Below are 13,255 nucleotides of genomic sequence, written 5' to 3' on the forward strand. Positions count from 1 at the left end.
ACGGCCAGGTACGGCCACCGTGAGACTCATGAGACTCGTGAGACTGGTTTTTGCGCGCAGGGAGTCTCACGCGGCCCATCGGCGCAAGGTCCTGCCAGGACTTGCCCCGCCCTGCCGCCCGCGTTACGGACGGCTCAAGGCCGCCGATATTCATCAGGCGGTGAAAAACATGAGGAAGCGATGCGGAAGATCTTCCCCGACGCGAACGCCGCGCTGGAAGGCCTGACCTTCGACGGCATGACCGTCATGTCCGGCGGCTTCGGCCTGTGCGGCATCCCTGAGAAGCTGATCGCGGCGCTCCGCGACAGCGGCGCGAAGGGGATCACGGTCATTTCGAACAACGCGGGCGTCGACGGCTTCGGCCTCGGCCAGCTGCTGGAAACGAAGCAGATCGCCAAAATGATCTCGTCCTACGTCGGCGAGAACAAGGAGTTCGAGCGCCAGTACCTGGCCGGCGAGCTCCAGCTCGAGTTCAACCCGCAGGGCACCCTGGCCGAGCGCATCCGCGCCGGCGGCGCCGGCATCCCGGCCTTCTTCACCGCCACCGGCGTCGGCACCCTGGTCGCCGAGGGCAAGGAAGTGCGCAACTTCGGCGGCCGCGACTACGTCATGGAGACCGGCCTCGTCGCCGACCTGGCCATCGTCAAGGCGTGGAAGGCCGACGAGCGCGGCAACCTCGTCTTCCGCAAGACGGCCCGCAACTTCAACCCGATGATGGCCACGGCCGGCAAGGTCACCGTCGTCGAGGTCGAGGAGATCGTCCCCGTCGGCTCGATCGACCCCGACCATATCCACACCCCGGGCATCTACGTCGACCGCATCGTCAAGACCGTGTCCGAGAAGCGCATCGAACAGCGCACCGTCCGTCAGAGAGAGGCTTCGTAATGGCCCGCACCCGCGAACAACTCGCCGAACGCGCCGCGAAAGAGCTGCAGGACGGCTTCTACGTGAACCTCGGCATCGGAATCCCGACCCTGGTCGCCAACTACATCCCGGCGGGCATGGAGGTCACCCTTCAGTCCGAGAACGGCATGCTCGGCATGGGCCCCTTCCCCTATGACGACGAGGTCGACGCCGACCTGATCAACGCCGGCAAGCAGACCATCACCGAAATCCCGGAGAGCAGCTATTTCAGCTCCTCGGACAGCTTCGCCATGATCCGCGGCGGCCACATCAACCTGTCCATCCTGGGCGCCATGGAAGTCGCCGAGAACGGCGACATCGCCAACTGGATGATCCCGGGCAAGCTGGTGAAGGGCATGGGCGGGGCCATGGACCTCGTCGCCGGCGTCAAGCGCGTGGTCGTGGTCATGGACCACGCCAACAAGCACGGCCAGTCCAAGGTGCTGAAATCCTGCACCCTTCCGCTGACCGGCACGGGCGTCGTCAGCCGCGTCATCACCGACCTCTGCGTCTTCGACGTGAAGCCGGACGGCGCGGGCCTGGAGCTCATCGAACTGGCCGACGGCGTCACGCTCGAGGAGGTCGCGAGCAAGACCGAGGCGACCTACTCGGTCTCCCCGAACCTCGCCTGACCTGACTCAGGCGCTCGCGAACAGGGTCGCGAGCGCCGCCAGCGCCTGCTCGGCCTCGGCCCGGTCGGGCGTCTCGTCCGACACCCCGAAGCCGACCATCTGACTTCGGCCATTGGCCTGGATGACGATGCCGTCGTGGCGCGGCACCATGCCGATACCCCGGTAGAAGAGGGCGTAGGTCACCTCCGGCTGGGGCGTCAGCCAGGCGATCTGGCCCCGGACCGGGATGACGCTCTCGTCGCCGAACAGCGCCCGCGCCCCATACCCCGTGCAGTTCACCACCACCGGCTCCGGCAGGTCCGCCAGCTCCGAGGGATGGTTGAATATCCTCGACACGATCCGTCCGCCCTCCATCAGGAAGGCCTCGGTCAGTTGCCGGGCGTACTCCGCCACGTTGAACGTCATGACCGGCTGGACCGAGGCCGAGGGAACGAGGAACGGATGCTCGTCCGGCCGCAGGTCGCGCCCTTGGGGCGTAAGGTCGCGCAGGCGGTCGCCGTAGCGGGCGAACCCTCCGCGGCCCGGCGTCGGCTCCGGACCGACAGCGCCCCCTGCCCCCGGCGCGTCGTCGAGGTTGTACTGGTCGATGAACCGCACAGGGTCGCCGTCGAGCCCGACGAAGGTGTGGTGGTCGACCCACGAGCGCCGCGCCATCGCCTCCCAGCGCGCCGGGAAGTCCTCCGCCACGGCGGCTGCGGTGGCGATCCGCGAGTCCGGCGACCACACGCCGGTGGCCCGGGCCGAGCGGGTGTAGGGCGTGCGTTCAGCGGCGTAGATGGTGACCTGCGCGCCCGCCCTGAGGATCTGCAGCGCCGTGGTGAGGCCCAGGGCGCCGCAGCCGATCACGGCGACCTGCCGCTGACCGCCCTCAAGCGCGAGGTCGCGGGCCGCCGCCGCCGATCCCCACGATAGCGACCAGCCGGAGCCGCCGTGGCCGTAGTTGTGCACCAGCCGCTTGTCGCCGACCGTCTCCGCCTCGATGCGCGGCCCCTGCGCCCGGAACGGCCGCAGGCACACGGTGATGCGGCTCAGGCGACCGGGATCGGTCAGCAGTGGCGCGAACGCCGGGAGTTGGAAGTTCGGACGCGCCGGGGCCGGAACGATCCGTGGCGCGGTGGCGCATCCCGCGAGGCCGGCCGAACCCAGTCCGGCCAGCACCATTCGACGATGCAGTTGATGGTCCAACCCTGTCTCCCCGAAACGACGGCGCGCGCCGGCCACTATCCGGCATCGCGGCGGGCAAGGCGAGGCCCGCCTCGCCTGTTGGAAGCTACACCGTTGCCGACACGCTGAAGTCGTAGTCATACTCTCCCCACCGGTCGCAGAACCGGAGGGGTGGAGTACGGGTGATGGCTGACGGAGCCTATCGCTGGCAGGGCAATGCGCCCGCGCCGGACGCCGCGCGGGTCGATGAAATCGACGCCGCCTTCGACGACGCGCAGGCCGGGGCCTTCGCCGAACCGGTCCGCGCCGCAGCGGTCGAGAAGATCGAACGCGCCCTGGCCACGGCCCGGACAGGCGACCTGACCGAGGCCGCCGCCCAGCTGACCCATGTCCGCGCCCTGCTCGCCGACCTGAGCCCCGCCTCGCTGGAACCCCGCCGGGGGCTCGGCGGCCTGTTCGACAGCCGCAACGGCCGCCTGAAGCGCTTCCGCGACGCCTACGCCCGCGCCGCCGCCTCCCTGGCGGACGTCGCCGCCGACCTCACCGGCCGCGTCGAAGGCGCCGCCCGGCGCTCGGAAACGCTCGACAGTCTTTGGGGGGACATCCGCGACGCCGTCGTCGATCTGGACACCCACCTGGCCGCCGCCGCCCGCCGCCTGACCGGCTCCTCGCCGCTGGAAGAAGACGCCGCCTTCGCGCTGGACGGCCGCAAGGCGACGCTCGACGCCTGCCGCGGCGCCGCCATCGGCGCCCTGCCCCTGATCCGCGGCGCCCAGAACGCCGACGCCCGCGCCGCCGAAACGCTCAAGGCCTGCGCCGACGGCGTCGCCCTCTGGCGCGACGACTGGAAGGATGCGCTGGGCCTGTCAGGCAAGCGACCGAAGAAGGTCAGGCCCGACCACGCGCGCCTGCTCAAATTCCGCGACGATCTGGTCAAGCGCGTCGACCGTGCGCTGGTCGAGGTCACGGCATCCCGCGCCCGCCGCGCCGATGTTGAAGGCCGGCTGGCCGAGCTTCGCCGCCCGCTCTAGCTCGCGCGCGCGTTCTGGTCGGTCCAGGCCACGATCTGGCTGTTCAGATCGCGCGTGGCCGTATCGAAGGCGGCGACGATGGCGCTGACGCGGTTCTCCGACGCCGGCTGCTCGATCACGAACACGCGCTCAGAGGCCACGCTCCGTTCCTGTGCATTCAGCAGCCGCACGCGGGCGACGATGGTCACCACCGGAGCGGCGCCCGGCGCCGCGTAACGCGCCTCGAACGTGCGGACGTCGATGTCCAGCGCCTGGCCCGCCCGGGTCAGCTCCCGCGGGCCAATCAGCCGCACCCGCGTCGCCTGGGTCGCGAAGGCGCTCTCCAGCGCGTCGCTGTACAGGATCTCCGCCGGGCTGACCCAACGCGCGCCCTTGATGAAGGCGGCCTCTGTGCCCGTGACGCCGAGGATCCGGTCCTCGCGCGCAGCCTGAACGAACTCCGGCCGGCGCATGGCCACCTGCACCTGTCCCGCAGGCGTCTCGGGCGAGCCGGCGCCCTCCGACGCGCCGCCGAAGCGATACAGCTGCACGGGATCCGGCGAGGACAGCAGCGAGCATCCGCCCAATGCGCCGACGACGACGACGATGGCTGCGGTTCGGATCAGTCGGATCACGGTTCGACCTCCATTTCGGTGGACGGCGGGCGTCCGATGAATTCGCGCGGGCTGGCCCGCACATCGTCGATGAGCGACTGCAGCGAACGCGTCGCCTCATCCAGTTGCTGGATCGAGGTCTGCAGCTGCGGCAGGCCCGTCGCGGCGAAGTCGCCCAGCGGCCGCTCGAGGTTGTTGGCCGACCGGTTGATCGACGCCACCGCGGCGCGCGCTTCCTCGGACGCCGCGTTGATGTTGGCCACCGCCCGCGCGCCGTCGCCTTCGACGATCCGGCGGGTGCTGACGGCCAGCGCCTCGTACTCGGCCACCGCCGAGTTGGCCTTCACCAGCGTCTGCTCCAGCTGCTCCAGCATGGCCTTGCGGGCTTCCAGCTCGGTCGTCAGGGCCTCGACATTCTTCAGGCTGGTCGAGAACGACCGCACGTTATCGTCGGACAGCACCCGGTTGATCCGGTTCAGCGCATCCACCGTCTGCGCCAGCACCGTGCCGGACCCCGACAGCAGCTCGGCGATCGGCGACGGCTGGCTCTGGATCACCGGCACGACGTTGTCGGGATACTGGGTCTTCAGGATCGCGCTGTTCGGATTGCCGGCGGTGATCTGGATGTAGTTCAGGCCGGTGATGCCCTGCGGCTCCAGCTGGGCGCGCGACGTCACGCGGATCGGCGTGGTGGCGTCCACCCGGATGCGCGCGATCACCTGGTCGCCCTTGTTCGGGTCGAGGTTCAGATCGGTCACCTCGCCGACGCGGATTCCGTTGAAATGCACCTCGCCGCCTTCCGACAGTCCGCGCACCGGTCCGTAGAAGACGATGTCGTAGATGTCGTAGTCGTTGTTGAACTGCAGGCGGGCCAGCCAGATCGTGAACACGGCCAGCGCCGCCAGAAGGGCGACGGTGGCGATGCCGACGGCGGCGTAGTGGGCGTCTCTTTCCATTCCTCGGCTCTCCTCAAGCCGCCCTGTTGGCCGCGCGTCCGCGCGGTCCCAGGAAGTATTCCCGGATCCAGGGGTGGTCCGATTTTTCCAGTTCCTGAACGGTCGCCTTGGCGACCACCTGCTTGTCCGCCAGGACCGCAACCTTGTCTGTGATGGCGTACAGGCTGTCGAGGTCGTGGGTGATCATGAAGACGGTCAGGCCCAGATCGTCCGACAACTGACGGATCAGGTCGTCGAAGGCCGCGGCCCCGATCGGGTCCAGCCCGGCCGTCGGCTCGTCCAGGAACAGCAGCTCCGGATCCAGCGCCAGCGCCCGCGCCAGGCCGACCCGCTTGCGCATCCCGCCCGACAGCTCGGCCGGCTTCAGATGGTGTGACTCCGGACCCAGACCGACCATGGCGATCTTCATCTCGGCCAGTTCGCGGATCACGTCGCGCGACAGGTGGGTGTGCTCCACCATCGGCGAGGCGACGTTGTCGATCACGCTCAGCGCCGAAAACAGCGCGCCCTGCTGGAACAGCACGCCTGTGCGCGTCTCAACGTCCTGGGCGTCGGCCTCCGTCATCTCCGCGCGGTCATATCCGAGGATGCGGACCGTCCCGCCTTCCGGCTCCTTCAGCCCGATGATCGAGTTCAGCAGCACCGTCTTGCCGGTCCCCGACCCGCCGACGACACCCAGAACCTCGCCGCGTTCGACGTCCAGATCCAGGTTCTCGTGGATCGTTCGGTCGCCGAACTGACTCAGCAGCCCGCGCACCTCGATCAGGCGTTCGGGCGCGCTCACAGGTTCAGCTCCAGGAAGATCAGGGCGAACACGGCGTCCAGCGAGATGATGGCGAAGATCGCCTGCACCACCGCGGCGGTGACCCGGCGGCCGAGGCTCTCGACGTCGCCCGCCACCGCCATGCCCTGCCGGCAGCCGATGGCCGCGATGACGATGGCGAAGACCGGCGACTTGATCATGCCGACGAACAGATGCTGCCCCATCATCGGGTCTTCGCTGACCCTCTGGATGAAGAAGGCCGGGCCGTAGCTGAGCTGGCTCCACGTCACCAGCATGCCGCCGAACATCCCGGCGACGATGCCGATGAAGGTCAGGAGCGGCAGCATCAACACCATCGCCGCCACGCGCGGAATGACCAGGGCCTGGAAGGGGTTCACCCCCATCACCTGCATGGCGTCGACTTCCTGATTCATGCGCATCGAACCGATCTCGGCGGCGAAGGAAGAGGCCGACCGGCCCGCCAGCAGGATCGCCGTGATCAGCACGGCCAGCTCCCGCAGCGTCGCGACCGCGACAAGCTGCACCGTGAAGACACCGGCTCCGAACTGGGTCAGCAGGTTGGCGCCGAGGAAGGCGATCACCGCGCCGATGAAGAAATTCGTCACGGCGACGATCGGAATGGCGTCCAGCCCGGCGCGTTCGCCCTGGCTGAACCATGCGGGCCAGCGAATGGATTTTCGGCTCCGAAGGTCCTGCCCCGTCTGCAGCAGACGCCCCCCACGGTCCTTGTCAAACCCACGCACAACGGCGCCGAACGGCATGAGGAGCCAGCCGAGGAACGCGAGCAGCAGGTATTTGATCGTGGTGCCCGAGGCGACGATCAGTCGCCCGAGGAAGGCCATCGACAGCGTGGCCTCGTCACCGATGTCCTGGATGCCCCGGCCGATCTTGGCGAAGCCGCGGATCCAGCCCGGAGACCGCTTCGGCGGTCCGGCGCTCTCGCGCTCCAGCTTCTCGACCATCGCATAGGTACGACCGGCTTCCGGACGCTGGGTCCACGCCGCTTGCGGCAGCACGCAGTTGGACGACTGCACGATCGCCAGCGCGCCGGCGGTGTCGAACCGGCCCATGTCCGACAGGTCGACCGCGTCGATGCAGCGATCCTGCAGGGCGTCGTCCAGACGGCGGGTGATGCGGCCCAGTTCGGTCGCGGTCCAGTCGCCGGTCAGACGCAGAGTCAGACCCGGCCCGCCCTCATCGATCTGGAAATCCGCTGCGGCCATGCCCCTACCTAGATCGCCCCGTCACGCTTGCCTATGCCCGCTCTACGGCAAAGCTGAGACCCATATCACAACGCGAGCCCACCGTATTCGTTCAGCCACGGTATCAATCGGTTGGCTACAGCAAGGTGCGAACTCGCTTCAGGTCGGCGACGAACCGCTCCCGCTCCGCCGCCTTCGCCGCTTCCTCGGGTATCCGCAGCAAATACGACGGGTGGACGGTCAGCAAGGCGCGCGCGCCGTCGGCCAGACCGATCGGCTCGCCACGCTCTTTCGTCACCGCCACAGGCCGGCCCAGCACGGCAAGCGCCGCCGTCCCGCCCAGGGTCACGATCACCTTCGGCTTCACCAGCCGCCGCTCGGCGTCCAGCCACCAACGGCAGGCCCTGACCTCGCTGGTCGCCGGCGTCCTGTGCAGCCGCCGCTTGCCCCGCGGCTCATGTTTGAAATGCTTGACCGCATTGGTGACGAAGACGTCGTCACGGTCGATCCGCGCCTCCTCCAGAGCAGCGTCCAGCACCTTGCCGGCCGGTCCAACGAACGGTCGCCCGGCCAGATCCTCCTGATCGCCGGGCTGTTCGCCGACGATCATCAGCCGCGCCTTCTTCGGCCCCGCCCCGCACACACCCTGCGTCGCGTCGCGCCACAGCGGGCACCGGCGACAAGCCTGCACCGCCTGACCCAGCTCCTCCAGGTTCGAGGGAACGAAACCCTCGTCGAACGCGGCGTCGCGATTGATGCGCGACAGCGTCTTCGCGAGACGCGCGTTGGGTTCGGGAGCGGGCGCGGCGACCATGGTCTCGGTGCGAACCGCCGATTGCGCCACCAGCTCCGGGATCAGAGCCGCTTCGGGCAGGTTCTTCCAGTACCGCTTGGGCATCTCGCCCTGCATGGTCTTCGTCTTCAGCCGGGCCGGATTGAAGGTCGAGGCGTAGTAGGTCTTCCAGAATTCCTCGATCTCGTCCTCGGCCGGCGCCATGTCGCGCGTCGCCGGCGCCCCGAACTGCAGCGCCTCGCCGTCCCAGAAGGCCGAGCCGTCGGGCGTCAGGATCGACCATCGCATGTTGGTGAAGCGGCGCTGGAAGAAGGGCGCGGTCTTCTCCAGCACCCGGTGCGACGGCTCGAACCACGCCACCCACGCCTCGCCGCGGTCGTCATGCACCTGCCGGAAGCGCACGAACGCCTTCATCTTGTGGCTGGCCCGACTGACGTTCTTCGCCCGCTCCATGGCGTCGGCGACGTCGCGATCGGAGACGATCCTCATCAGATCCGCCTCCTCGCCCAGCCGCCACAGCAGCCGGTACATCAGATCGAACCGGTCGCCCGACCGGTGCAGGATCACCTCCTGCGCCAGCTCGACGAAGGTCCTGCACACGCTGAACGGCGCAGTCCCGGCTGCCCCATCCGGCAGGCTCTGATCGAAAAGCCCGCCCTCGCCTTCCCCGACCCGAAACGTCGCCTCCTCCGGCCGAATGCCCGCCTGCCGGAACGCCCGCGCCGCCTTGCGCCAGCCGTCGAAGTCCGTCTCGCCCTCGAGGATCGCGACCCGCATCAGAACAGGCTCAACTGCACCGGCGCCGGGTCCGGGGCGATCCTCGCCCCTAGATCAACTGCGTCGGTCAGCCCGCCCGGCGTCCAGTCCAGCGTCACGATGAACGGCCGCACCTTGTCGATGCCCCGGCACAGGCGCGCCACATCCTCCAGCCGCAGCGTCCGGTACCGTCGCACCGACACCATCCGGTCCACCGACTTCACCCCCAGCCCGGGCACCCGCAACAGCATCTCCCGCGACGCCGTGTTCACATCGACCGGGAACTGCTCGCGCCGGTTCAGCGCCCATGCCAGCTTCGGATCGATGGCCAGGTCCAGCATCCCGTCGGTCGTCGCCTCGCCGATCTCCTTCGGCGCAAAACCATAGAACCGCATCAGCCAGTCGGCCTGGTAGAGCCGGTGCTCGCGCATCAGCGGCGGTTTCGACACCGGCAGGGCGCTGGAGGAATCCGGGATCGGGCTGAAGGCGGAATAATAGACCCGACGCAGGCCATATCCGCCGTACAGCGACGCGGAGCGGTCGATGATCTCCGTGTCCGGCGCGCCGTCGGCTCCGATGATCAACTGGGTCGACTGGCCGGCGGGCGCGAACTTCGGCGGCTTGACCCGGTCGCGCTTGCCCGGCTTCGCGGCCTCGACGCCCAGGCGCACCTGGCTCATCGCCTTCTTGATCACCGCGACGCTCTTCTGCGGAGCCAGCCGCGCCAGCGCCTCGTCACGCGGCAGTTCGATATTGGCCGACAGCCGGTCGGCGTAGAGGCCCGCCTCCTCGACCAGCCGGGGATCGGCCTCGGGGATCAGCTTCAGATGGATGTAGCCGCGGAAGTCGTGCTCGGTGCGCAGCTTCCTCGCCACCAGCACCAGCTGCTCCATCGTGTAGTCGCCCGAGCGGATGATGCCGGACGACAGGAACAGCCCCTCGATATAGTTCCGCTTGTAGAAGTTCAGCGTCAGCTCGACGACCTCGTCGACGCTGAACCGCGCCCGCGGCACGTTCGAGCTCGCCCGGTTGATGCAGTAGACGCAGTCGTAGATGCAGAAATTGGTCAGCAGGATCTTCAGCAGCGACACGCACCGCCCATCCGGCGTGTAGGCGTGACAGATCCCCATCCCCTCCGTCGATCCGACGCCCTTGCCGCCGACCGAGTCCCGCTTCGACGTGCCGGAGGAGGCGCAGGAGGCGTCGTATTTCGCCGCATCCGCGAGGATGGACAGCTTCTTCCTGAGATCGATTTGGGCCATTTGTTCACACTATGTTCTCATCGAGAACGTGCGTCCAGCGTGGCCGTAAAATGCTTTTTGTCGCGTCAGCTCAGGAAGTTAAGCAGCGACACCTGGCGCAACTGGTTGATCACCTGCGCCGAGGCCTGAATGGCGATCTGGGACAACTCCAGATCGGTCACAGCCTTGGCCATGTCCGCGTCGGTCCGGTTCGACACCAGCTCGTCCAGCGACGTCAGCTGGGCCTTGTGGCCCTTGGCGACGCTTTCGACCTGATTGGCGAGAGACCCGGTCTTGGCGGTCTGGTCGATCACCCCGGTCGCCGCCTGTTCCAGCAGACCCAGCTGGGTGGTCAGGAAGGTCTTCTGCGCCTCGTTGACCTTCCCGGTCAGCGGACCGCTCGGGCCGGTGTGATAGGCCTGAATGTTGCGCAGGATGGTCATCACGTCCGTCCCGACCTCATTGGCCAGGAAGCCGGTCTCCAGCGTCGTTCCCTCCGCCACGCGGCTGGCGGCCTTCAGGGTGTCGTTGTTGAAGATCGACGCCACCGACGGGGCCGCGGCCAGCTCCGTCAGATTGGCCACGTCGACCGGCGCCGTGTTGATCTTGGCGCCCGAGAACAGATAGCCGCCCTGGTGGCGCATGTTCAGTCCGCCGCGGATTGTCTGGAACTGGCCTTCCAGCTCCAGCATCAGCGACCCGGCCGAGTCCGAGGCCAGCACATTGCCCACCGCCGCGCGCAGGGCGGCGATCCCGTCGCCGATCTGGTTCAGGGCGATGTCCTGGGTCGTCAACCGGGCGTCGACCGCCTCGCCGGTGTCGATGAAGCCCTGGATGCGGCTCTGCGCCCCCTTCAGGGCCGTCAGCGTCTCCGACTGCCGGCCGAAGCCGGTCAGGTCGGTGGCGTTCTTCTGGGTCGAGACGCGCTCCTGCGCCTCAGCCCCCCGGGTCTGGGCCTTCATCAGGTCCAGCAGGGCCGACTGGTAGTTTCCGAACGTCGCGACGCGAGTCATCAGGCCATCCCCAGAAGCGTGTCATACATTTCCTTCGCCGCCTGGATCAGGCGCGCGGAGGCGTTAAAGGCCTGCTGATAGGTCGTCATCAGCACCAGTTCCTCGTCCAGATTGACGCCTTCATGCGCCGTCTGACGCGAGGTCGCCTCGACATAGAGAGCATCGGCCGACGCCTTGCGGTTCTTGGCCGTGCCGGCCCGTCCGCCGATGTCGCCCGACAGCTCGGACGCGTAGCGCGACACCGACATCATCCCGCCGGTGGAGTCGCCCGCTGCATGAAATTTCGTCGTCCGCTCACCCGCGTCGGCCAGCACCAGCGCGCCGCGACCGTCGCCGCTGCTCAGGGCAGCCGTTCCGGCCGCCGCCGACAGGTTCAACTGCGCAAACGCCAGCTTCGAGGGGCTCTGACGGATGTCGGACCGGATCGAGAAGCCGTCCGCCCGCGACGCCCGCACGCCCGCGCCGATACCGAACATCTCGGTCACCGAAATGCCCGACGGGATCTGGGTGGTCGTATCCTTGAGCACGCTCAGGCGCGGGCTCGGATCGCCGAAGCCGGTGTAGGAGACCGACCCGTCCGCAGCCATCGAGAACGTGCCGTAACGGCCGGCCCCCTGCGACGGATCGTTCAGCGCCGCCAGCAGGTCGGCGACCGTCCCGCCGGGCGGCACCGTCACCTCGATGTCCCGCACCTTCGAGCCGGTTTCGCCGGTGAAGCGCAGCGTCATTGTCTCGCCGGCGGTGAAACCATGCGGCGAGGCCAGGGTCAGGCCGGTGTCGTACAGCGCCGGCCGGTCCGTCGACACCAGGTCGTTCAGGCCGAAATAGTGCGAGAAGCCCCGACCGGCCTTGTTCGAAGGAGTCGTCGCGTCGTCGGCGATGGCCACGCCGTTGGTTCCGCTGGCGCTGATCGACAGCTTGCCGTCGGTGAAGCTGGCGGTCGCCGCCCCGCCCAGCTGGGCGTTCAGCACCGTCAGGAAGTTGGTCGGCGTCGCCGCGACGCCGTTCACCGTCATCGTCGCGCCGCTGAAGACGATGTCGACGCGCTGCTGGATCACGCCGGCGGCGTTGGTCACGGCGATGGTCGACTGGCCAGTGAAGCCGGCGATGGCGCTCTCGAACGACTGGCCGACATTGCGTCCGGTCAGGCTGGTGGGCGGCGGCACCGACGCGTTGGCGTTGTGCGCGCGGTTCAGTTCGTCGGCGACGTGGGTGATCAGCTCGGCCAGACGCTCGGCCGCCGCCGGGGCCTCGATGTCGCGCAGTTCGATCAGACCCTTGATCTCGCCCGAGCTGACGCTGTCCAGCAGCGCCCGCTTCTGGCCGCCGGGCTCGGTGACCCACAACTCGCCGAAGGCCGTCTCGCCGGTGACCGTCCCCGCGCGGGTGTAGGCCAGCGTCGCCGCCCCCTCCCCCGCCAGCAGGGTCCCGTTCCCGGTCCGCAGGGTGACGCCGCCGACCGAGCGAACGGTCACGCGCACGTCCATGATCTCCGCCAGCTGGCCGATCAGCGCCGACTGCGCGGTCTCCGCGCCGGAGGCGTCGCCGTTGGTGACCGTGGCGCGGGCGATCTGGACGTTCAGCGCCTCGATCTGCTGCAGCAGGTCGTTGGCTTTCTCGACCGCGCTTTGCAGACGGCCGTCGGCGTCCTGGCGCACGGCCTGGATCTGCTGACTGATCCGCCCGGCTTCGTCGAACAGCGCCTGCGCCTTGAACAGGGCGTCCTGACGCAGCGGCGATGAGTTAGGCGTCTCCGCGCTCGAGGCGAAGGCCGAGAACAGGCCGTCCACCTGGGAGAAGAAGCCGCTGTCGCCGCCCGGGTCGCCGAACAGGCCCTGGATGCGGTCATACAATTCATAGCGCACGCCCTGGCGCGCCGCGTCGGCGCCGGCGTTCAGGCTGGCGGCCTGCAGGAAGCGGTCGGTGGCCAGACGGATGCGCGCCACCTCGACACCGGACCCGATGCCCTGATTGGTCATCGTCCTCTGCTCGGCGATCTTGCGGACGTAGCCGGGCGTGTTGACGTTCGAAACGTTGTCCGAGACCACGCGCAGCTGGGTCTGGGCGGCGATGAGGCCCGAGTTGGCCGTATTCAGGATCGAGTTCAGCGACATGCGGCGGCCTCGCGTACAGCGCCCGGCAAGCCCTGCCAGGCGACGTGCGTTTTTTGCCCGGCGGCGATGAAAG

12 protein-coding genes are annotated in these 13,255 nt (G+C 68.4%); 3 read left to right on the top strand and 9 right to left on the bottom strand.

What is annotated here, in order from left to right; genetic code table 11:
- The first annotated feature begins 180 nt into the window (after positions 1-180).
- Together GGR12_RS12590 and GGR12_RS12595 are read left to right on the top strand one after the other, a co-directional pair.
- Positions 181-885, top strand: coding sequence for a CoA transferase subunit A (locus GGR12_RS12590; protein ID WP_183204728.1), 705 nt, complete (start codon positions 181-183; stop codon positions 883-885).
- Positions 885-1,535, top strand: coding sequence for a 3-oxoacid CoA-transferase subunit B (locus tag GGR12_RS12595; RefSeq protein ID WP_183204729.1), 651 nt, complete (start codon positions 885-887; stop codon positions 1,533-1,535). Before GGR12_RS12590 ends, GGR12_RS12595 begins: the two co-directional genes overlap by 1 nt.
- A gap of 6 nt (positions 1,536-1,541) precedes the next feature.
- On the opposite strand, the gene GGR12_RS12600 is transcribed toward GGR12_RS12595, so the two are convergent.
- Entirely contained in the window at positions 1,542-2,720 is a 1,179-nt protein-coding gene (locus tag GGR12_RS12600) for an FAD-dependent oxidoreductase (RefSeq protein ID WP_246328865.1), read from the bottom strand.
- A 164-nt stretch (positions 2,721-2,884) separates the two neighbouring features.
- Between GGR12_RS12600 and GGR12_RS12605 the strand changes: the two genes are divergently transcribed.
- Positions 2,885-3,730, top strand: a complete 846-nt coding sequence (locus GGR12_RS12605; RefSeq protein ID WP_183204730.1) for a hypothetical protein — start codon at positions 2,885-2,887, stop codon at positions 3,728-3,730.
- On the opposite strand, the gene GGR12_RS12610 is transcribed toward GGR12_RS12605, so the two are convergent.
- From GGR12_RS12610 to flgK, 8 genes are all read right to left on the bottom strand, one after another.
- Complete coding sequence (locus tag GGR12_RS12610) at positions 3,727-4,344, bottom strand: ABC-type transport auxiliary lipoprotein family protein (RefSeq protein ID WP_183204731.1); 618 nt, start codon at positions 4,342-4,344, stop codon at positions 3,727-3,729. The genes GGR12_RS12605 and GGR12_RS12610 overlap by 4 nt on opposite strands.
- On the bottom strand, positions 4,341-5,279 hold the full coding sequence (locus GGR12_RS12615; protein WP_183204732.1) for an MlaD family protein: 939 nt from the start codon (positions 5,277-5,279) through the stop codon (positions 4,341-4,343). Before GGR12_RS12615 ends, GGR12_RS12610 begins: the two co-directional genes overlap by 4 nt.
- A gap of 13 nt (positions 5,280-5,292) precedes the next feature.
- Positions 5,293-6,063, bottom strand: a complete 771-nt coding sequence (locus GGR12_RS12620; RefSeq protein ID WP_183204733.1) for an ATP-binding cassette domain-containing protein — start codon at positions 6,061-6,063, stop codon at positions 5,293-5,295.
- Entirely contained in the window at positions 6,060-7,286 is a 1,227-nt protein-coding gene (locus GGR12_RS12625) for an ABC transporter permease (protein WP_183204734.1), read from the bottom strand. The genes GGR12_RS12620 and GGR12_RS12625 overlap by 4 nt, the downstream gene beginning before the upstream one ends.
- A 115-nt stretch (positions 7,287-7,401) precedes the next feature.
- A complete protein-coding gene (locus GGR12_RS12630) occupies positions 7,402-8,835 on the bottom strand; it encodes a UdgX family uracil-DNA binding protein (RefSeq protein ID WP_183204735.1) in 1,434 nt (477 codons plus the stop codon).
- Positions 8,835-10,076 carry a putative DNA modification/repair radical SAM protein gene (locus GGR12_RS12635; protein WP_183204736.1) on the bottom strand — a complete coding sequence of 414 codons (1,242 nt, stop codon included), beginning with the start codon at positions 10,074-10,076 and terminating at the stop codon, positions 8,835-8,837. Before GGR12_RS12635 ends, GGR12_RS12630 begins: the two co-directional genes overlap by 1 nt.
- A 65-nt stretch (positions 10,077-10,141) precedes the next feature.
- Positions 10,142-11,068: a flagellin gene (locus GGR12_RS12640; protein WP_183204737.1), complete on the bottom strand. Its 927-nt coding sequence runs from the start codon at positions 11,066-11,068 to the stop codon at positions 10,142-10,144.
- The gene (gene flgK, locus GGR12_RS12645) at positions 11,068-13,182 is read right to left on the bottom strand and encodes a flagellar hook-associated protein FlgK (protein ID WP_183204738.1); all 2,115 of its coding nucleotides are present in this window, start codon (positions 13,180-13,182) and stop codon (positions 11,068-11,070) included. Before flgK ends, GGR12_RS12640 begins: the two co-directional genes overlap by 1 nt.
- Positions 13,183-13,255: the final 73 nt, after the last annotated feature.

Origin of the sequence: Brevundimonas lenta, from assembly GCF_014196335.1 — a bacterium.
GTDB classification, from domain to species: domain Bacteria; phylum Pseudomonadota; class Alphaproteobacteria; order Caulobacterales; family Caulobacteraceae; genus Brevundimonas; species Brevundimonas lenta.